The organism is Pantoea sp. Morm, assembly GCF_016643525.1.
GTDB lineage: Bacteria > Pseudomonadota > Gammaproteobacteria > Enterobacterales > Enterobacteriaceae > Pantoea > Pantoea dispersa.
Genome location: NZ_VOQX01000082.1, coordinates 1 through 18,794 on the forward strand (window position 1 = coordinate 1; position 18,794 = coordinate 18,794).

The 18,794-nt window shown below is 57.6% G+C and carries 18 protein-coding genes; 8 read left to right on the plus strand and 10 right to left on the minus strand.

Annotated elements, in window-relative coordinates:
* Both FT726_RS21400 and FT726_RS21405 read left to right on the plus strand, forming a co-directional pair.
* On the plus strand, nt 1–684 hold a 684-nt coding region (locus FT726_RS21400), incomplete at its 5' end, for an ABC transporter permease (RefSeq protein ID WP_346303403.1).
* A 108-nt stretch (nt 685–792) separates the two neighbouring features.
* The gene (locus tag FT726_RS21405; RefSeq protein ID WP_346303404.1) at nt 793–2,043 is read left to right on the plus strand and encodes an NAD(P)/FAD-dependent oxidoreductase; all 1,251 of its coding nucleotides are present in this window, start codon (nt 793–795) and stop codon (nt 2,041–2,043) included.
* Nucleotides 2,044–2,248: 205 nt separating this feature from the next.
* Here the strand turns inward: FT726_RS21405 and FT726_RS21410 are convergent, their stop codons facing one another.
* Together FT726_RS21410 and mqo are read right to left on the minus strand one after the other, a co-directional pair.
* Entirely contained in the window at nt 2,249–2,512 is a 264-nt protein-coding gene (locus FT726_RS21410) for a hypothetical protein (RefSeq protein ID WP_104187249.1), read from the minus strand.
* 200 nt (nt 2,513–2,712) lie between these two features.
* Nucleotides 2,713–4,359 (minus strand): malate dehydrogenase (quinone), encoded by a 1,647-nt coding sequence (gene mqo / locus FT726_RS21415; RefSeq protein WP_021509488.1) that lies wholly within the window; start codon nt 4,357–4,359, stop codon nt 2,713–2,715.
* Between the two features lie 367 nt (nt 4,360–4,726).
* On the opposite strand from mqo, the gene leuC reads away from it, so the two are divergent.
* Genes leuC through FT726_RS21435 form a run of 4 tightly spaced genes read left to right on the plus strand, consistent with a single transcriptional unit; the run spans nt 4,727 to nt 8,677 of the window.
* On the plus strand, nt 4,727–6,148 hold the full coding sequence (gene leuC / locus FT726_RS21420; RefSeq protein ID WP_141496130.1) for a 3-isopropylmalate dehydratase large subunit: 1,422 nt from the start codon (nt 4,727–4,729) through the stop codon (nt 6,146–6,148).
* A gap of 1 nt (nt 6,149) precedes the next feature.
* Nucleotides 6,150–6,773: a 3-isopropylmalate dehydratase small subunit gene (gene leuD, locus FT726_RS21425; protein WP_058775054.1), complete on the plus strand. Its 624-nt coding sequence runs from the start codon at nt 6,150–6,152 to the stop codon at nt 6,771–6,773.
* On the plus strand, nt 6,770–7,684 hold the full coding sequence (locus FT726_RS21430) for an alpha/beta hydrolase (RefSeq protein WP_346303405.1): 915 nt from the start codon (nt 6,770–6,772) through the stop codon (nt 7,682–7,684). Before leuD ends, FT726_RS21430 begins: the two co-directional genes overlap by 4 nt.
* 30 nt (nt 7,685–7,714) lie before the next feature.
* Complete coding sequence (locus FT726_RS21435) at nt 7,715–8,677, plus strand: LysR family transcriptional regulator (RefSeq protein WP_152390809.1); 963 nt, start codon at nt 7,715–7,717, stop codon at nt 8,675–8,677.
* Between the two features lie 24 nt (nt 8,678–8,701).
* Here FT726_RS21435 and FT726_RS21440 read toward each other — a convergent pair whose 3' ends face one another.
* From FT726_RS21440 to FT726_RS21460, 5 genes are all read right to left on the minus strand, one after another.
* Nucleotides 8,702–9,007 (minus strand): DUF1471 domain-containing protein, encoded by a 306-nt coding sequence (locus tag FT726_RS21440; protein WP_021509483.1) that lies wholly within the window; start codon nt 9,005–9,007, stop codon nt 8,702–8,704.
* A gap of 295 nt (nt 9,008–9,302) precedes the next feature.
* Nucleotides 9,303–11,171 (minus strand): low affinity potassium transporter Kup, encoded by a 1,869-nt coding sequence (gene kup, locus FT726_RS21445; RefSeq protein ID WP_215800960.1) that lies wholly within the window; start codon nt 11,169–11,171, stop codon nt 9,303–9,305.
* 421 nt (nt 11,172–11,592) lie between these two features.
* Nucleotides 11,593–12,393: a MetQ/NlpA family lipoprotein gene (locus FT726_RS21450; RefSeq protein ID WP_346303406.1), complete on the minus strand. Its 801-nt coding sequence runs from the start codon at nt 12,391–12,393 to the stop codon at nt 11,593–11,595.
* Between the two features lie 114 nt (nt 12,394–12,507).
* Complete coding sequence (locus tag FT726_RS21455; protein ID WP_282996316.1) at nt 12,508–13,311, minus strand: MBL fold metallo-hydrolase; 804 nt, start codon at nt 13,309–13,311, stop codon at nt 12,508–12,510.
* Nucleotides 13,312–13,359: 48 nt separating this feature from the next.
* Nucleotides 13,360–13,701 carry a gamma-glutamylcyclotransferase gene (locus FT726_RS21460; RefSeq protein ID WP_150059055.1) on the minus strand — a complete coding sequence of 114 codons (342 nt, stop codon included), beginning with the start codon at nt 13,699–13,701 and terminating at the stop codon, nt 13,360–13,362.
* A 214-nt stretch (nt 13,702–13,915) separates the two neighbouring features.
* Here FT726_RS21460 and FT726_RS21465 point away from each other — a divergent pair, with 214 nt between their 5' ends.
* A complete protein-coding gene (locus tag FT726_RS21465; protein ID WP_346303407.1) occupies nt 13,916–14,935 on the plus strand; it encodes an MBL fold metallo-hydrolase in 1,020 nt (339 codons plus the stop codon).
* A gap of 42 nt (nt 14,936–14,977) precedes the next feature.
* Here FT726_RS21465 and FT726_RS21470 read toward each other — a convergent pair whose 3' ends face one another.
* Together FT726_RS21470 and FT726_RS21475 are read right to left on the minus strand one after the other, a co-directional pair.
* A complete protein-coding gene (locus tag FT726_RS21470; protein ID WP_288422515.1) occupies nt 14,978–15,514 on the minus strand; it encodes an RNA polymerase sigma factor in 537 nt (178 codons plus the stop codon).
* A 5-nt stretch (nt 15,515–15,519) separates the two neighbouring features.
* Nucleotides 15,520–15,966 carry a hypothetical protein gene (locus tag FT726_RS21475; RefSeq protein ID WP_150059052.1) on the minus strand — a complete coding sequence of 149 codons (447 nt, stop codon included), beginning with the start codon at nt 15,964–15,966 and terminating at the stop codon, nt 15,520–15,522.
* Between the two features lie 173 nt (nt 15,967–16,139).
* Here FT726_RS21475 and FT726_RS21480 point away from each other — a divergent pair, with 173 nt between their 5' ends.
* Nucleotides 16,140–16,724 carry a TetR/AcrR family transcriptional regulator gene (locus FT726_RS21480; protein ID WP_346303408.1) on the plus strand — a complete coding sequence of 195 codons (585 nt, stop codon included), beginning with the start codon at nt 16,140–16,142 and terminating at the stop codon, nt 16,722–16,724.
* A gap of 10 nt (nt 16,725–16,734) precedes the next feature.
* Here FT726_RS21480 and FT726_RS21485 read toward each other — a convergent pair.
* A partial coding sequence (locus FT726_RS21485; RefSeq protein ID WP_346303409.1) for a response regulator occupies nt 16,735–18,794 on the minus strand: 2,060 nt, incomplete at its 5' end.

An 18,794-nucleotide genomic window follows, 5' to 3' on the forward strand; every position in this document is an offset into this window, starting at 1 on the left:
CCGCCGAAAGGCTGGTCGCTGCGCTGGTTTGAGCGGGCGCTGAGCTACGACGATTTTCGTCACGGCTTCTGGTCCGGACTGATTGTCACAGCATGGGCGTCAACGCTGGCGGTGATCATCGGTGCCACGCTGGCGATTGCCATTGAGCGCTATCGCTTTCCCTGCAAACAGGTGCTGGAGAGCATTCTGCTGTCACCGCTGTTTATTCCGCATTTCACCATTGGCCTCGGCCTGCTGATGCTGGTGTCGCAGCTCAACCTGGGACGCGGCTACGCGCTGGTGATTTTCTGCCACGTGGTGCTGGTGCTGCCGTTCGTGCTGCGCAGCGTCTATGTATCGCTGAAAAATCTCGAGCAGCGGATAGAACTGGCGGCGGCCAGCCTCGGCGCATCGCCGCTGCGCGTGGTATGGACCATTACCGTGCCGCTGATTCTGCCGGGCCTGTTTGGTGGCTGGCTGTTCGCCGCGATTCTCTCATTCAATGAATTTACCGCCTCGCTGTTTATTACCACCCAGGCGACGCAGACGCTGCCGGTGGCGATGTACAACTACGTGCGTGAATTTGCCGACCCGACGCTGGCGGCGCTGTCGGTTATTTATATTGTGGTGACCGCCGCGATGTTAATTATCGCCAATAAGTTTTTCGGGCTGGGAAAAATATTAAACGTTGAGGCCGGGCATTAATTTCGCTGTGCCATTAAGCCGCCGTTAAACATGACAACCTGGTGTTAATCGCCAGCGGCGCAATATTTGCGCCGCGCTGGTGGCATGCCAACTATTCGGGGATGACCTATGTCAGTAGAAAAAATCAATACCGTGATTGTCGGAGCGGGCCAGGCGGGTATCGCCATGAGCGAACATCTGGCGCAGATGCAGATCCCGCACGTGGTGCTGGAGCGCAGCCGCATTGCCGAGCGCTGGCGCTCCGAACGCTGGGACTCGCTGGTGGCTAACGGTCCGGCGTGGCACGACCGCTTTCCTTCGCTGAAGTTTGATAACATTTCGCCGGAGGCGTTTCCGCCGAAAGAGCGCATGGCGCAGTATTTCGAGGATTACGCAAAGATGCTCAACGCGCCGGTGCGCACCGGGGTTGAGGTACAGCAGGTAACGCGGCTGCCCGGACGCAGCGGCTTCCGGGTGGTGACGTCAGTGGGAGTATTCGACGCGGACAATGTGGTGGCTGCCACCGGGCCGTTTCAGAAGCCCGCGTTCCCGGCCATCGTGCCTGAAGGCGCGGTGCCGCAGCAGATCCACTCATCGGCGTACAAGAATCCACAGCAGCTGGCGCCCGGAGCGGTGCTGGTGGTGGGTGCGGGTGCGTCCGGCACCCAGATTGCCGAGGAGCTGCGTCAGGCCGGCCGCGAGGTGTTTCTGTCGGTCGGTGAGCACTACCGCCCGCCACGCGCCTATCGCGACCGTGATTACTGCTGGTGGCTTGGCGCGCTGGGGCTGTGGGACGAAGTGAAAATCAAGCCGAAGAAACAGCACGTGGCCTTTGCCGTCAGCGGCTATGAAGGCGGTAAAACCGTGGATTTCCGCCGGCTGGCCCATATGGGCATTACGCTGGTCGGCATCACCGAGCGCTGGGATAACGGCGTGCTGCGCTTTGAGCCGGGGCTGGCAGAGAATATCGCCGAAGGTGACAGAGCTTATTTCGAGGTGCTGCGCGATGCGGATGCGTACATAGAACGCAACGGGCTGGATTTACCGGCCGAGCCGCAGGCGTGGGAGCTGTTGCCGGATCCGGAATGCCTGTTAAATCCGCTGATGCAGCTGGACGTGCAGGCGGCGGGCATCAGCACCATTATCTGGGCTACCGGGTTTAAATTTGATTTCAGCTGGCTGCAGGTGGATGCGTTTGATGAACAGGGCCTGCCATTCCACAAGCGCGGTATTTCTGCCGAGCGCGGTATTTATTTCCTTGGACTGCCCAATCTGGTCAATCGGGCGTCGTCGTTTATTTACGGCGTGTGGCACGATGCGAAATATATTGCCGACCACATCGCGCTGCAAAATGCCTATTCGGATTACGTTAAGTCGTAATTATTTTCCAGGTGCGCATGAATGCGCACCCTACGAAGAAAGTTCACCCTTAAATTGTATCATGTAGGGTCGCTATTAATAGCGACCCGCTATAGCGACTGAACCGTATTTATTCTGGCTTTGCTGGTGGATGAGGCAATCGGGAAGATGACGTATAGCTTTGATAGAGCGTTTTGAGTAGAAAAATCGCTGAAAGGATCAAACGTCATGCGCTGAAGTTCTGCTTGTGCTCACGTTTTTCCTGCAGATAAGAACCCTGAAGCTTCAGCGTTTCTGCTTTAGTCAGCACACCTTTTCTTTTGAGATTAACCAGCAATTGTTCAACGTAATCCAGTTCTACTCTGTCGCCTGCCAGATGAGTAATCGCAGCAGCCATCAGGCTGACACCGTCACGCTCTGCGGTGATATGGTTAGCCTTCGCTAAATTCTGGATCTGGCTGGCAATACTCAGAGATGCATTTCTGCTCATAATTAATCTCCCGTCAGAAGTTCAATTTTAGCACGCTGCATCATTAAAGTCAGTGGGAAGAGACGCGGAACCACAGGGCATCTCACAGCGGTAACACTGGTGAAGTCTGACACAGCATTCAGCCAATCCTCAGACAAAAAAATGCCGGTGGGCGATGGCTCGCGCACCGGCATCGGTTCGATTGACTCAGCGATGGCCTGTTACAGCGCCATATCCTGCTTCGCGGACTCTTCGCGCGGTTTGGCCTGCGCAGGTGCCGACTGCTGATCGTCCATGTTAATCACTGGCGGTTTGGTCAGCTGCAGCACGGATGCGGTGTTATCCCATACCTGCTGGGTCAGCGCGGTGTTGCCGTTCAGCTTCTGGCCGAAGCTTGGCACGATAGCGCGGATCTTCTGCTGCCACTCCGGTGACGCGAACTGCTGCGGGAACAGCTTCTGCATCACGTTCAGGGTGATCGGTGCCGCAGTAGATGCACCCGGTGAAGCACCCAGCAGGGCCGCCACGGTTTTCTGCTGATCGGTCACGATTTCGGTACCCAGCTTCAGCACGCCGCCTTTCTCAGCATCTTTCTTGATGATCTGCACACGCTGGCCGGCCTGAATCAGTTTCCAGTCCTCTTTACGCGCGTTCGGGTAGTACTCTTTCAGCGCGGCAAAGCGGTCATCATCGTTCAGCATCACCTGACCAATCAGGTATTTCACCAGGTCAAAGTTATCGATGCCCACGTGCGTCATCGGCATGAAGTTGCTGGTGGTGGTAGCGCTCAGCAGATCGAACAGCGAACCGTTTTTCAGGTATTTGGTCGAGAACGTGGCGAACGGCCCAAACAGCACCACTTTTTTACCGTCGAGGTTACGGGCATCAATGTGCGGTACCGACATTGGCGGTGCGCCTACGGAAGCCTGACCATACACTTTCTGCAGGTGACGGCTGGTGATTTCCGGGTTTTCGGTCATCAGGAACGAACCGCCCACCGGGAAACCGCCGTAGTTATCGGCTTCAGGAATACCGGTTTTTTGCAGCAGCTTAATCGCCGCACCGCCCGCGCCGATGAATACGTATTTCGCATCCACTTCACGGTTTGCGCCGCTCTTCACGTCTTTGATGGTGACGTGCCAGGAGTTGTCGCTGTTGCGTTTGAAATCGGTGACTTCAGAGGAAGTTTCCAGCTTGAAGTTCTGATCTTTCTGCAGGCTGCCGATCAACTGACGGGTAATTTCACCGTAGTTCACATCGGTACCCACCGGCGTCCAGGTGGCGGCCACTTTCTGATTCGGATCGCGACCTTCCATCACCAGCGGTGCCCACTGCTCGATCTGTTTGTGATCGGTAGAGAACTTCATGCCCTGGAACAGGGTGGTTTTCTGCAGCGCCGCATAGCGTTTGGTCAGGTATTCGACATTTTTGTCGCCCCAGACAAAGCTCATGTGCGGGGTGGAGTTGATGAACGAACGCGGATCGTGCAGCACGCCGCGCTGTACCTGGCTGGTCAGGAACTGGCGGGTAATCATGAACGATTCATTGATTTCCAGCGCTTTGCTCACATCGATGGAACCGTCTGCACGCTCTGGCGTGTAGTTCAGCTCCATGTTGGCAGAGTGGCCAGTACCGGCGTTATTCCAGCCGTTGGAGGATTCCAGCGCGACGCCGTCGAGACGCTCAACCATCAGTTGTTTCCAGCCCGGTTGCAGCTCCTGCAGCCAGGTACCGAGCGAGGCGCTCATGATACCGCCGCCAATCAGCAGCACGTCGGTTTTTTCTGGTGCGTTCTCAGCGTGAACCGCTGAAGAGACAAGCAGTGCCGTCAGCGAAAGCGCGGACACAAGTTTTTTGGTCTGAGTCATGCCAGTCCTGTTTATTCTTTGCAGATGAACGTTAAAAATTCGGTTGGCAAATTAAAAGATTGTTACGAAAAGATTAACTTGTTTTTAGTTAATTAACTATTGATGGCAATTAATTAACTTTCATAAAAGCGGGATGGCGAAATAAACGGCAGGAATACAGAAGCAGTGCGGGAAAAAGCAACAATATATCCGCTAACGGAGCGCGGTTATTATTTATAACCACGGGCACGACTTAGGTCAAATTAAATCCGCCGGCGCGATGACAAATCATGCACTATCACTGCACGGAGCGTGTTGATGATCTGACGCCGAATGGGTTTACCCTAAGGTCTCTGATGACTTGTTTAACTTTCGCGTGGACATGAGCATGGCGGGCAAAACCCTGTATGAAAAGCTGATCGAACAGCATGTGGTACGTCACCTGGACGATGAGGGGCACGTGCTGCTCTACATCGACCGGTCAATCCTCAATGAATACACCAGCCCGCAGGCGTTTAGCGGTCTGCGCGACCGGTCGCGTCGCGTGCGCCATCCGGCCACCATTCTACTCAACGTCGACCATGTGAACCCGACGCGGCCAGTGCGCGATGCGGCGATGACCGACGCAGGCGGTCAGCTGCAGGTCGATTACTTCCGCAAAAATGCGGAGCACTTTGGCATTGAGCTGTTTGACGTGCTTGACCCGCGACAGGGCATTGAACATGTGGTGGCACACGAGCAGGGGCTGGTGATGCCGGGGATGGTGATTGCCGCCGGCGACAGCCATACCACCACTTACGGGGCGTTTGGCGCGCTGGGGTTCGGCATCGGCACCTCGGAAATCGAGCACCTGCTGGCGACACAGACATTGATTTATCGCACGCTGAAAACCATGCGCGTTGAAGTCACCGGTGAGCTGCCGTTTGGCTGTGCCGCCAAAGACATCGTGCTGGCGTTGATCGAACAGATTGGCGCATCCGGCGCTACGGGGTATGCGATTGAGTTTACCGGCAGCGCGATTGATGCGCTGAGCATGGAAGGGCGTATGACGCTGTGTAACATGGCGGTGGAAGCCGGTGCGCGCGGGGCGATTATCGCGCCGGATGAAAAGGTCTACGCGTACATTGCCGGCAAACCGCAAATGCCGGTGGGCGAGCTGTGGCAGCAGGCGCTGGCCGAGTGGCGCACGTTGCGCAGCGATGATGATGCGGTATTTGACCGGCAACTGACCATTGATTGCAGCGATCTGGAACCGAAAGTCACCTGGGGCATCAGCCCGGATCAGGCCTGCGCCATCAGCGGCCACGTGCCTAATCCGGCTGACGAACCCGATCTGGTGAAACAGCAGGCGATGAAAAATGCACTGCACTACATGGGGCTGCAAGCCGGCACGCCGCTGGCCGACATTGCCATCACCCACGCGTTTATCGGCTCCTGCACCAACGGGCGCATTGAAGATTTGCGCGCTGCGGCAGCGGTGATTGGTACCCGCAAAATCGCGCCGCACGTGCGCGGCATCATCGTGCCGGGCTCAACCCAGGTGCGGCAGCAGGCGGAGGCGGAAGGGCTGGCGGCCATCTTTATCGACGCTGGCTTCGAGTGGCGTCAGTCGGGGTGCTCAATGTGTCTGGCGATGAACGAAGATGTGCTGGCACCGGGCGATCGCTGCGCATCGGGCACCAATCGTAACTTTGCCGGCCGTCAGGGCGCGGGCGCGCGTACTCACTTAATGAGTCCGGCGATGGTCGCCGCCGCTGCGCTGGCGGGCCATCTGGTTGATGTTCGTCACTATCTGCAATCCGGGGTTTAATATGCAAGCTTTCACTACCATCACCGGCAAGCTGGCACCGCTGCCGGCTGCTAACATCGATACCGATGTGATTATGCCCAAGCAGTTTCTCAAAGGCATTGACCGGCAGGGGCTGGACCGCGGCGTGTTCTTTGACCTGCGCTTTCTGGCCGACGGTGCACCAAACCCTGATTTCATCCTCAATCAGCCGGGCTGGCAGAACGCGACGTTTTTGCTGGTCGGCGCCAATTTTGGCTGCGGCTCCAGCCGCGAACATGCGGTGTGGGGGCTGAATCAGCTGGGCATCCGCGCGATTATCGGCACCAGCTTCGCCGGCATTTTTGACGATAACTGCCAGCGTAACGGCGTGCTGACGCTGAGTCTGAGCGAGGCGGATTATCAGCGTCTGAGCGCGGTGGCCGCCGATGCGCAGCGCAACACCATCAGCGTGTCGCTGGAGCAGCAAACCATTCAGTTCGCGGATGAAGTGATTCACTTTACGGTCAGTGCCCTGAAGCGCGAAATGCTGATCGGTGGCGGCAGCGCGGTGGACTGGACGCTGCAATATGAAGCGGATATCAGCCAGTTTGAAGCGCAGCACTTTGCGCAGCGTCCGTGGCTGCAGCGCACCAGGGAGCAACCATGAGTAAGATTATCGACCGCGGCCCGTCGCCGTTTATCGCCGGTTTTACCCTGCAGGATGTGACGCTGGATAATGGCGTTACGCTACGCGTGGCCAGCGGCGGCAAGGGCATGCCCTTGCTGATGCTGCACGGCCATCCGCAAAATCATCTGGCCTGGCGTAAAATCGCACCGCAGCTGGCGCAGCAATATCAGGTGATCCTGCCGGATTTGCGCGGCTACGGTGACAGCGACAAGCCCGCCAGTGACGCTGAACATCTGCCGTATGCCAAACGCAGCATGGCGCAGGATATCAGTCAGCTGATCGACGCGCTTGGCCTGCAGCGCGTGGCGTTTGTCGGCCACGATCGCGGCGGGCGCGTCGGGCACCGGCTGGCGCTCGATCATCCGGAGAAAGTCAGCTGCTGCGTGTTTGTCGATATCGCACCCACTGCCACCATGTACGCGCTGACCGATCAGGCGTTCGCCACGCGCTACTTTTGGTGGTTCTTTCTGATTCAGCCGCACCCGCTGCCGGAGACCATGATTGGTCACGATCCGGCGTTCTTTCTGCGTAAACACATAGATGGCCAGCTGAAAACGCCGGGCGCGACCGAACCGGCGATATTCGAAGATTATCTGCGCTGCTATCGGGATCCGGCGATGATCCACGCGGTATGTGAAGATTATCGCGCTGCCGCCAGCATCGATTTGCAACACGATGCCGCTGACAGCGACCGGCGCATTGCCTGCCCGTTGTTACTGTTGTGGGGCGAAAAGGGCGCGGTCGGTCAGCTGTATGATGTGGTGCACACCTGGCAGGACAAGGCGCTCCAGGTGCAGGGCGGGGCGTTACCGTGCGGCCATTCACCGCAGGAAGAGGTGCCAGAGCGGTTTCTGCACTCGCTTCAGCGCTTCCTGGGATCTGTGTTATAACCACGTGGCGTTCACTCACCATGTGCTGTTATGAAAATACTGCTTGCCGGAAAAAGTTATCAGAAGCCGTTACAGGGTTGGCCGTCGATTGAAGACCTGTACGTGTTTATCAGCGTGGCGCGGCATGACGGTTTCGGCCGCGCGGCGATTGAGCTGGGTCAGTCACCGTCTTACATCAGTAAACGCATCGCCATTCTGGAAAAACAGCTGGAGACGCGGCTGTTTTTCCGCACTAACCGCGTGATGCGCCTGACGCCGGAAGGTGAAAAAGCGCTGGAGGGCGCGCTGCAGGTAGTGCAGGAAATGGATGGCTTTCTCAATAATTTCCGTCAGTGGCGCGGCGAGCTGACCGGGGAAATTACCGTCGGCTGCTCGTTTGGTTTCGGTCAGGACTATTTATCGGATGCGGTTTCGGCATTTATTCACCAGCATCCGTCGCTGAATATTAAACTGATGCTAAGCGATCGGGCATTCGACCTGCTACAGAGCGGCACGGATGTAGAAATCTGCGTTGGCGACGATCTCAATCCTTCTTATATTGCCCGCCGGCTGATTGCTAACCGGCGCATTTTATGTGCCGCGCCGGCGTATTTATCCCGCGCCGGTATGCCAGATTCGCTGGATGCGTTAATTCATCACAGCTGTCTGATCATTAATGAACGCGATAATTCATTTGGTAACTGGGCATTGACCAATGGCGAGCAGCAGGTGTTGTGTCGCCTGAACAGCCATTACTCTTCCAATAGCGGCAAGGTGATTCTGCATTGGGCGTTGCAGGGGCATGGTATTGCGCTGCGTTCAGCGTGGGATGTGGCGCCGTATCTGGCCACGGGCGAGCTGGTGGCAGTATTACCGCAGTGGTATCAGGAAGCCAATATCTGGGCGGTGTATACGCAACGCGCCGCAGAATCGCAGCGTATTAAAGTTTTTCTCGATTTTCTCGCCGCCTATTTTAATGAAAAAAGCCTGCCGGAAATGACGGGCAGGCCATAACAGAAAAACGTGTTAATCCCAGCATCAGCCGTAAGCCACCTTGTCATTGATGTGATACAGCGTGGCAGTGGCCGCCATCACGTGCTGGCCGTCGTGGCCCGGCTCATGCGATTCAACGTCGGTAATGTGATAACCGACGGCTCCGGCCGCCTGGGCTTTTTTCACAATGGCGTCTGTTAACTCTTCCATTGACGTGGCCCAGCTTACGGAGGTCACACCCGCCGGATGGATTGAAGATAATTCGCGGTGCGTCAAATCGGCGCGAATTAAAACCGGTTTAACATTTTGCGGCGTAAAAATGGAAATCACATCGTTAATTAACGCTTTCATGGTCTTACTCCTCAAAAATAACAACAGCGCCGGAAGTGAATTAACCGATCCTGAGATCGTTGTTTATTGGTTTATACATTCCGGCAAAGCGCACGGTGAATCATCATGCCGGTAGGGTTAATAAACACCTTTTGAGGTTATGCGTTTTAGCTTTAATTGCTAATCAGATGTTAAGAAAAGTTCCGCCACAACTCCGGTAATGTTTCGCTAATATTTTTTCATCTGCTTACATTTGCCATTAAAAAAAGTCGGTGCGTCATGTGCGGGCAAATCCGGCCATCCGTGGCCCTGCGGCTTAAAACTCGCGCTGGCCGCCCAGTTCGATCACCCGATTGGGCGGAATATGAAATTGTTCATGGGCGCGCAGCGCGTTGCGCTGGCAGAAGTGAAAAATCCCGCCGCGCACCCGCGCCAGACCGCGGCGTTTTTTCATCACCAGCGTATCGTGTGCGGTAAAAAATGACGCTTCATTCACCGTGCAGCCAAAACCTTCCAGTCCGCACAGATGCAGAATCTCGGCCATCGACGGCACTTCACGCCAGCCGTAAGCGGCAGTGACCTGCCAGAACGACGGCGACAATTGCGTAATGCTGATGCGCTGCTGGTTATAGACGCGCGGCGTGTCAGTGGTGCGGATATGCAACAGCACCACGCGGCGGTGCAGCACGCGGTTATGCTTGAGGTTGTGCAACAGCGCCTGGGGAATTTCAAACTCCTTACGCGCGAGGAAGATGGCGGTGCCTTCGACGCGGTTCGGCGGATTGCTCTCCAGCGATTTTATCAGCGCCAGTAAACCGTCCTGATCGTTATTCAAACGGCGAATCAGGCGGTTACGCTCGCTGCTCCAGATCAGCATCAATCCCATCATGGTCAGCGCCAGCAGCACCGGTACCCAGCCGCCAGACAGCAGTTTCATCAGGTTGGCGATGAACAGCGGCACGTCAACCACCAGCATACACAGCAGGAACAACAGCGCCAGCGGCAGCGGCCAGCGCCAGTTACGCAGCGCCACCACGCCCGCCAGACAGGCCGTGATCACCATGGTGCCGGTCACCACGATGCCGTACGCCGAGGACAACGCCGACGACTGACGGAAAGCCAGCACAATCAGCATCACGGCGGTGAACAGCAGCCAGTTCACCACCGGAATGTAAATCTGCCCGGACTCGGTATGCGAAGTAAAAATGACGCGCATCGGCGGTAAAAAGCCCTGGCGAATGGCCTGATGCGTCAGGGTATAGACGCCGGAAATCACCGCCTGCGCCGCGATGACCGTGGCCAGCGTTGACAGCACAATCAGTGGAATCTGCGCCCAGCCGGGAGCCAGATTAAAGAACGGATTGTTCAGCGCCTGCGCATCGGCGATCACCAGCGCGCCCTGGCCGAAGTAATTCAGTATCAGCGCCGGCATGGCGATCACCAGCCAGGCGAGACGAATCGGCGCTTTGCCCAGGTGGCCCATGTCGGCATACAGCGCTTCCGCGCCGGTCACCGCCAGCACCACCATGCCCATCGCCGCGAGCGAGAGCGCTTTGTGGCTGAGCAGGAAGGTCAGCGCATAGGACGGACTGAGCGCGTGCAGCACTTCCGGGTTGAGCAGAATACCGCGTATACCAAGTGCGCCGATGGCCACAAACCAGACAAACATTACCGGGCCAAACACCCGGCTGACCTTTTCCGTGCCGTGTTTCTGGATAATGAACAGCAGCGCGAGAATGGTGAGCGCCAGCGGCACCACATATTTTTCCAGCCCGGGCGAGACCACCTGAATCCCTTCAATGGCCGACAGCACCGAGATGGCCGGGGTGATCACGCCATCCCCATAGAAAAATGCGCCGCCAATCAGACCGGCCAGCACGATGATATGACCGGCTTTGCGGCCAACGTTGCGGCGTGCCAGTGACATCAGGGTGAGAATGCCGCCTTCGCCGTCGTGGTCGGCGCGCATCACGAAGCAGACATATTTCAGCGTGACGATGAGCGTCAGCGCCCAGAATATCAGCGACAGAAAGCCCATCACCGCCAGCGCCGACGGCGCGCCGTCCGGCAAAATCGACAGACACTCTTTGAGGGTATACAGCGGGCTGGTACCGATATCACCAAACACGATGCCGGCGGCGGCCAGCATGCCAGCAGGCAGAGACTGTTTCTCTGATTGACTCATACATTTCCTGTTTTTTCAGGGAGAAAGGGCGAGCGCCATCAACCGCACTGGCGTGTCGCAATCACCCACTTTTATGCTGGCGAAGATAGCGTTTCAGCGGCGTAATCGGTAGGGGTTGGCGTTTTTTTGTACACGATTTTTATACCAATCGGCCAAATTTTTACGCCATTTTTACACCGCTGCGCCTTTTTCAACCTGAAGTGTAGACGATTCAGACAGCAGCAGAAGCGGACTGGCTGGCAGAAAATGGGATGGGGGAGCGGGGACGTTGTGGGGGTGGGACAGGTCCAGGTGCGCATGAATGCGCACCCTACAATATTGCGGCGGGTTCGCGATTAATGATGACCCCGATTGATGTAGGGTCGCCATTTATGGCGACCGTAATTGCCGCAGGGTTGCGATTAATAGCGACCGCATACGCTTACCAACCCTTAATAATATCGCCTTTATAAATCTCGTTGGCTTTATCCAGCACCGGCTGTGACTGGAACGTTTCTTTCAGCTTCTGCACGTTCGGGCTGTCTTTATTATCTTCGCGCGCCACAATCGCATTCACATATGGCGACGCTTTGCCTTCCATAAACATCCCGTCACGCGAGGCGGATAAATTCACCAGCGCGGCAAAATTATTATTAATGATCGACAGATAAACCTGCGGATCGTCCAGCGTGCGCGCCAGCTGCGGCGTATCCACTTCCACAATCTTCAGCTTTTTCGGGTTGTCGGTAATATCCAGCGTGGTCGGCAGCAGACCGGCTTCGGGTTTCACCTTCAGCAGGCCCTGCGCCTGCAACAGCAGCAGGCTACGCCCCAGAGTGGTCGCTTCGTTAGACACGGTCACGGTAGCGCCATCCGGCAGATCCTGCAGTGATTTAATTTTGCGTGAATAACCGGCAATCGGAAACACAAAGGTATTGGTCACGACGGCAAATTTATACCCGCGCTCTTTGGACTGCATCTCCAGATAAGGCAGGCTCTGGAACGCATTGGCGTCCACATCTTTATTGAACAGCGCTTCGTTCGGCTGTACGTAATCGTTAAACGCCACTACATCGACATCGAGCTGATATTTATCGTGTGCCACCTGCTTCACGGTCTGCCACAGCGCCTCATCCGGTCCGGTATTGATCGCCACTTTGATTTTGTTGTCGTTGTGGTTGTCACAGGCGCTGAGCAGGGTGACAGAGGCCGCCAGCAGGGCGGTAAGCCATGTTTTTTTCATTGTTTGCAGGTTTCCTTATGTTTGCAGGAAACCGACTATAGTATACGTCCAGACGTCTGTACATCCGTGCGCGGTGCGATCGCCTGGTATTTATCCAGCGCGGCTGTGTAAGCGCTACGGCTGTGGATGTTGCAGACAGGCCAGATAGCGACGACCCGACTGCTGTACTGCCTCATCGGCACGCGCGAGAATTTCGCGGCCGGCAAACGCGCCGTACAGGCGCATAAACTTCACGCCCTGCAACCGCTGCAGCATGGCTGTCACCGTGGCGCCGGCCAGCGGTAGCATATTGGGATAGCTCCACATAAACGAAACCGCACTGGCACCGGGCGTTACCTGCAAAATATCGCCGCTCAGCAGCATGCCGCCGTCGTGTGCCCAGTGCAGCACCGTGCCGCCGGCAAAGTGGCCGCCCAGACGTAACAGCCGCACGCCCGGCAGCAGATCACAGCTGTCGCCGTGCCAGGGCTGCAGACGGGGCGATGCACGCATAATCCACTCGCTGTCGCTGGCGTGCAGATACACCGGCGCGTCGAAGGCGTCGGCCCAGTCCTGCATGGTGCTGTAATAGTGGGGATGGGAGATGGCGATGGCGTGCAGGCCGCCGAGCGCACGCAGCAGCGTGACGGTGGCGTCATCCAGATGGGCGATGCAATCCCACAGGATATTGCCGTGCGGCGTTTGCAGCACAATGGCGCGCTGGTTAATGGCAAAATCCGGTACGGTTTGCAGGCTGAGCAGCCCGGGCTCCAGCTGTTGCCACTGGTTTTGATGCGAGGCGCGCAGCGCAGACTGATCGATCCACTGCTGCCCGCCGGGCGGCACAAACTGGCGTTCATCCTGACAAATGCGACACTGCGTAAGGGCAGGTTGCTGCTGCTGATAAGACGTGCCGCAGGCGGTACAAATGGTGATCATGGCTTCTCCTCACAGTCCGGTGAGGATCAGTGTAGGCGAGGTGCGAGGTTAGCGCGCGGTGTCCTGCTGTGGCTGCAGCTGATAAATCCACGCCGTCCGCTGCTGGCCGTCGGACGTAGTGACCTCGACCGGCACCCGCTCGTAACCATCCTCAAACTCATCCAGCATCGGCCAGTGCAGCGCCAGCCGATCCGAGATGAACAGATAACCCGGCACGCGCGCGCCGTGCTCATCAAGTACGATGCCGGGAAAATCGGCGGCCGCGCCCCAGCCGTTGGCATAGTAAGTGCCGGCGACCGTCCCTGCCAGCCACTCACCGCCGATGTTTTCCAGGATATGCGCATTGCACTGGCCCGGCTGCAGCGTGCCGTAAACGAAAAGCGTGTTCATTTTCCCTCGTAAAATCATGCAAAAGCGTTACTTTACCTGCCTGCTACCGCCCTGTCATCCGCCAGGGAAAGGCCACACCGGCAGCGAAATTCTGCGTTACCGGTTGTGCGATGGCTCGTAATGTGAGGACGCGCGCGGCATAAAACGGTTAACGTAGCCGCAGATGTTTACCGCTGCTGCCAGCCAGCTTTCTCATTTTCGAGGTATCCGCGCTATGTTGAAGGGTTCCAGCCTCTGCCGGGGGGCAATCAGGGAGTATCCGCACTCCGCCCAGTTTGATGGCAAAAAGTTTCGCAATGTCCAGCCGCGTCAGTCGCTGAGCTTTGGCGACTACCGCAAAATGCTGTGGGATTTCCTGTTCAATAAACCGAAAGATACCCAGCCGCCGGCCGCGCTGCCGGTGCAGCCCATCACGGCCGCCGCGCTGGCACAGGCCGCGCCCAACAGCGTCTTTCGCCTCGGCCACTCTTCGCTGTTGCTGAAGATCAATGGCCAGTTCTGGCTGACCGATCCGGTGTTCGCCGAGCGCGCGTCGCCCTTTAAGCGACTGGGACCAAAGCGCTTTCAGCCAGCGCCAATTGCCGTGGCCGATCTGCCGCCGATCGAAGGCATTATTTTGTCGCACGACCATTACGATCATCTCGATTACCACACCATCATGCAGCTGAAAGATCGGGTGAAGCACTTTCTCACGCCGCTCGGCGTCGGCGATTTGCTGATTAAGTGGGGCGTTGCGCCTGAGAAAGTCATCCAGCTCGACTGGTGGCAGTCGCGGGATATCGGCGGCATCCATTTTGTCGCGACGCCGTCGCAGCACTTTTCCGGCCGTGGCCTGTTCGACAGCAACAAACGGTTGTGGTGTTCGTGGACGCTGATTTCTGACCAGTTCCGCCTGTTTTTTGGCGGTGACTCCGGTTACTTCGACGGTTTCAAAGCGATTGGCCGGAAATACGGCCCGTTTGATGCGGCGTTTCTGGAAAATGGCGCTTACGATAAGCGCTGGGCCGACATTCATATGCTGCCGCAGGACACGTTGCGCGCGTTTCAGGACCTCAACGCGCGCTGGCTGTTTCCGATTCACAACGCGGCTTTTGATTTAGCTTTTCACCGCTGGGACGATCCATTTACCCAAATCGTCCAGCTGGCGGCGGAGCATCAGGTTGCACTGTGTCTGCCGATGCTGGGCGAGGGCATTGATCTGTTACAGCCGCAGCCCACCGCGGCCTGGTGGTAAAGCACGCAACCCGATGGCCGTTTGGCTATCGGGTTACGCAGGTCAGGCCGTGAGTTCGTCGTACAGGCTGCGCAGCCGGGTGCGCAGAAACAGAACCGCTTTATGTTTGCGCGACAGCAGCGCCTGCACGCTGTCGCCGCTTTCGGCGGCCAGATCCTGATAGCTGAAGCCGAGCAGCTCGGTCTTTTCAAATACCTCGCGCTGCGCAGCAGGCAGTTCCGCGAGCGCATCGTCCAGCTCTTCCCATAGCAGCGTTTTCAGATACTCATCCTCCGGCGTCTGCGCCACGCCAAACAGCGTTTCGGCAATTTCATCCTCGGGAAAGTCTTCGTCCCCGGCGGCGTTAAACAGCGAGAGCTCGCGTTTTTTTCGTGACCGATCGGTTATCTCGTTGCGCGCGGCGCGAAACAGCCAGGCGCTGACGTTCTCCACCGGCTGTTCCACCTGCAGCAGTTTCCAGCTGATCTCCTGCAGGATATCTTCGGCCTCATCGTGCCGCTCGCTGCGGCCGCGAATAAAGGCGCTGAGCTTAGTGCGGCAGGCGCTGATGGCCGCCAGCAGCCGCGAATCCTGCGGCATGCTGTTTACTCTGCATCCGGGGATTTGGCGGGCGCATCGTCCGCGGGCGGGCGCGGATCGTCACGCTGGCTGCGGCGATCGTGCCAGTCACAGCGTCCGCCATGATGACCACGACCGCCAAACCGCTCGCGCCGCTGCTGCATAAAGGCTTCGCGCTGCTCCGGGGTCATCTGCATCCAGCGTTCATGCATGCGGCGACGCGCCATGCCAAACATACCGGGATGGAAGCCCAGTCCGCCGAACAGGATGCGACACAGCACCAGTAGTCCCAGCGCCTGCCAGAAGCCAATACTTTTTACGCCGGTCAGTTCCGGCAGCAGCGCATTCCACAGCGACATCACCAGCAGGCCAAGGGCAGCAAACAGCACCACGCCGAGCAGCAGCGGTTTCGCCATGCGGTGATGACCAAAGCGGTGACCACGGGGATGCTGATGCCTGTCAAAATCTCTCATTGGGGTTCCTCATTACGGTAATAAACAGGGTTGGTGATGAGGTAGACGAATCAGCGATGAAAATATTGCTGAAAAAATGAAAAAAGTGCGCGCTGCCCGTCAGGCCGCTGGCTTGACTTCTTCCCTGCCTGCCAGTAGGTTGACCGATCTCTGTTGTTCTACCGGATTGCGTTATGACTGCCCGTTCCTCTAAAGCCCGCGAAATCATGGCCTGCACCCGCCAGTTGCTCACCGCCGGAGGCTATAAAAGCTTTAGCTATGCCGATATTGCCGCCCAGGTGGATATCCGCAAGGCCAGCATCCACCACCATTTTCCCGGCAAAGCCGATTTGGTGAAAGCGGTGGTGGTGGAATATCGTGCTGAGGCGCAGGCGGGCATGCAGGCGATGGATGAACAGATCAACGATCCGCTGAACGAAGTGAAGGCCTACGTCGATTACTGGGCGCACTGCATTAAAGAGGGAACTTCGCCTTTCTGCATCTGCGCGATGCTGGCGGCGGAAATGCCCACGCTGCCGCCGGATGTCGCTACGGAAGTCAGCGGCCACTTCAGCGATCTCTCCGGCTGGTTAGCGCGCCAGCTGAGCAAAGGCGCCGCCAGCGGCGTTTTCCAGCTCAGCGACAGCGCTGAAAACGAAGCCAAAACGCTGATGGCCAGCGTGCACGGCGCGATGCTGGCGGCGCGGGCATTCAATAACGCCGGGATGTTTGAGCAGATTACTCATCCGTTGCTGCATAAGCTGATCAAAAACGCCTGACGACGTGCAATCAGTGCGCGCCGGCCTGGGCGGGTGTGGTTTGCTGACGCAATGAGGCTTCCATCCTGTCCACCAGCGTTAGCGCTTCCCGCAAATGCAGCAGGATAATTTCCCTGTCTTCCTGCATTTCCGCCAGCTCTTCCAGCATTTCGCACTGCTCCGTCAGCTGACGGATGCCGGTGACGCGCAGCGATCCGGTGATGCGATGAAACAGGCTGGCGGCAGTCGCGAGATCGCCGCTTTGTACCACGTCAATCGCCTGCGTCAGATCGGTGCGTGCTTCATTAATCACGATGTCGAGAAAATCCGCGATCGCGCCGGGGCTGTTGGGCATATATTTCTCGATTTCGGCAATATCCACCCAGTCAGAAAAATCATCACCGACCGACAGCGCGCTGGCGCTGTGAATCTGGCTCAGAATGGTGGTTAACTGCGCCAGCTTAACCGGCCGGAATACGCACTCGTTCATGCCCGCTTCGAGGCAGCGCTGACGCTCCGACTGTTGCGCGTTGGCGGTGATACCGATGATATAGGTGTGCTTATCTTCCCGGCGGATGTTGCGCGTCATATCCAGACCGTTCATCACCGGCATATTGCAATCGGTAATGATCACGTCCGGCTTCTGCTGCCGCCACTGCGCCAGGCCTTCTTCACCGTTGTTGGCTTCCCGGAAACTATGACCTAACAGCGTCAGCTGACGCGAAATCAGCAGGCGGTTGGCCGGATGATCGTCAATGATCAGCACATTCAGCGCGACCTGCGGCGCAACGGGCAACAGTTCTGCGACCGGAGACGGCAGCGGGGTAGCGATATCACGCACGCTGACCGGCACGGCGACGTTCAATACCGTGCCGACGCCGGGTTCGCTCTCCAGAGAAATGCTGCCGCCCATCAGGCGGGTAATCTCCTGGCAGATAAACAGGCCCAGTCCGGTGCCAGCGTTATCCGACAGGCCCGCCTGTTCGAACGGGCGGAACAGCGCATTTTGCGCTGCTTTATCGATGCCGCGTCCGGTATCAGCCACCTGAATCCGCAGCTCGGTATGGCTCTCCAGCGGCGTCAGACCCACCGTCACCTTTACTTCACCCTGATCGGTGAACTTGACGGCGTTACCGACCAGGTTAGACAGCACCTGGCGTACGCGGCTGGCATCGCAAAACAGATCGTCATCGCCGACCGGCAGCATCAGGTTCAGGTTGATGCCTTTTTGCCGCGCCAGGCCGTCAAAGGCACAGATCACCGGACGCACCAGCGCATGCAGGCTGACCCACTGCGGCTGCAGCGTCATGCGGCCGGACTCTATCTTCGCCATATCGAGAATGTCGCCGACGATATCCATCAGGCTGACCGCCGCTTCGTGCGCGACGCGAATCAGTTCGGTATCGGCGCGGCCTTCCTGCGTCTGCAGTTCCAGCAGGCCAATCACCGCGCTGAGCGGCGTGCGAATTTCATGGCTCATGGTGGCGAGGAAGTCGCTTTTGCTCTGGCTGGCCAGTTCGGTGGCTTCGCGTGCCAGCGAAAGATCTTCCAGCAATTGCAGGTAGTCGGTAACATCCTGCCAGCCACAAATCAGTCCGCCGCTGCCGACTTCATCGCCGGTATACGACGTCATCCAGTGACGGATGTGACGCTTCTGCCGCCCGTCATCAATAACAAACTCTGCTTCTTCCGGAATGTCGCCGGGCTGGATGTTTTTGTCGATCTGCTGCCACACGTGGTACAGCGGATGGCGACAGTCATACAGCGAATAGCCCAGATGGGTTTGCTCTTCCGGGGTGAAAAACTGGGTAAACGCCGGATTGGTGTGCACGATCATCCCATCCAGCGAGGCCACATAAAACGGCCGCGGCGGACCATTGATCAGGCGATCGCGCAGCTGAATTTCCTGGCGCAGCAGCGCTTTGGTGCGGCGCGTCCGTTTGACCTGCCGCATCAGCAGCACCGCCCAGACAAAGGTGACGGCGATGATGGTGGCTGCGCCCAGCGCGCCGACATAAAACTCTTTGCGGTACAGCTTCCAGGTGTCGAAATGCGCGGCGGGCGTGGCCTGCCAGTGGGTTAATACATCGG

Bases quoted from the DNA above. Each gene is read 5' to 3' on its own strand.
- FT726_RS21455 (WP_282996316.1), bottom strand. From the start codon at position 13,311: ATGATCACCATTTGTACCGCCTGCGGCACGTCTTATCAGCAGCAGCAA.
- FT726_RS21475 (WP_150059052.1), bottom strand. From the start codon at position 15,966: ATGAGAGATTTTGACAGGCATCAGCATCCCCGTGGTCACCGCTTTGGT.
- FT726_RS21480 (WP_346303408.1), top strand. From the start codon at position 16,140: ATGACTGCCCGTTCCTCTAAAGCCCGCGAAATCATGGCCTGCACCCGC.
- FT726_RS21440 (WP_021509483.1), bottom strand. From the start codon at position 9,007: ATGAAAGCGTTAATTAACGATGTGATTTCCATTTTTACGCCGCAAAAT.
- FT726_RS21450 (WP_346303406.1), bottom strand. From the start codon at position 12,393: ATGAAAAAAACATGGCTTACCGCCCTGCTGGCGGCCTCTGTCACCCTG.
- FT726_RS21435 (WP_152390809.1), top strand. From the start codon at position 7,715: ATGAAAATACTGCTTGCCGGAAAAAGTTATCAGAAGCCGTTACAGGGT.
- FT726_RS21410 (WP_104187249.1), bottom strand. From the start codon at position 2,512: ATGAGCAGAAATGCATCTCTGAGTATTGCCAGCCAGATCCAGAATTTA.
- mqo (WP_021509488.1), bottom strand. From the start codon at position 4,359: ATGACTCAGACCAAAAAACTTGTGTCCGCGCTTTCGCTGACGGCACTG.
- FT726_RS21460 (WP_150059055.1), bottom strand. From the start codon at position 13,701: ATGAACACGCTTTTCGTTTACGGCACGCTGCAGCCGGGCCAGTGCAAT.
- FT726_RS21430 (WP_346303405.1), top strand. From the start codon at position 6,770: ATGAGTAAGATTATCGACCGCGGCCCGTCGCCGTTTATCGCCGGTTTT.
- kup (WP_215800960.1), bottom strand. From the start codon at position 11,171: ATGAGTCAATCAGAGAAACAGTCTCTGCCTGCTGGCATGCTGGCCGCC.
- FT726_RS21465 (WP_346303407.1), top strand. From the start codon at position 13,916: ATGTTGAAGGGTTCCAGCCTCTGCCGGGGGGCAATCAGGGAGTATCCG.
- leuD (WP_058775054.1), top strand. From the start codon at position 6,150: ATGCAAGCTTTCACTACCATCACCGGCAAGCTGGCACCGCTGCCGGCT.
- FT726_RS21405 (WP_346303404.1), top strand. From the start codon at position 793: ATGTCAGTAGAAAAAATCAATACCGTGATTGTCGGAGCGGGCCAGGCG.
- FT726_RS21470 (WP_288422515.1), bottom strand. From the start codon at position 15,514: ATGCCGCAGGATTCGCGGCTGCTGGCGGCCATCAGCGCCTGCCGCACT.
- leuC (WP_141496130.1), top strand. From the start codon at position 4,727: ATGGCGGGCAAAACCCTGTATGAAAAGCTGATCGAACAGCATGTGGTA.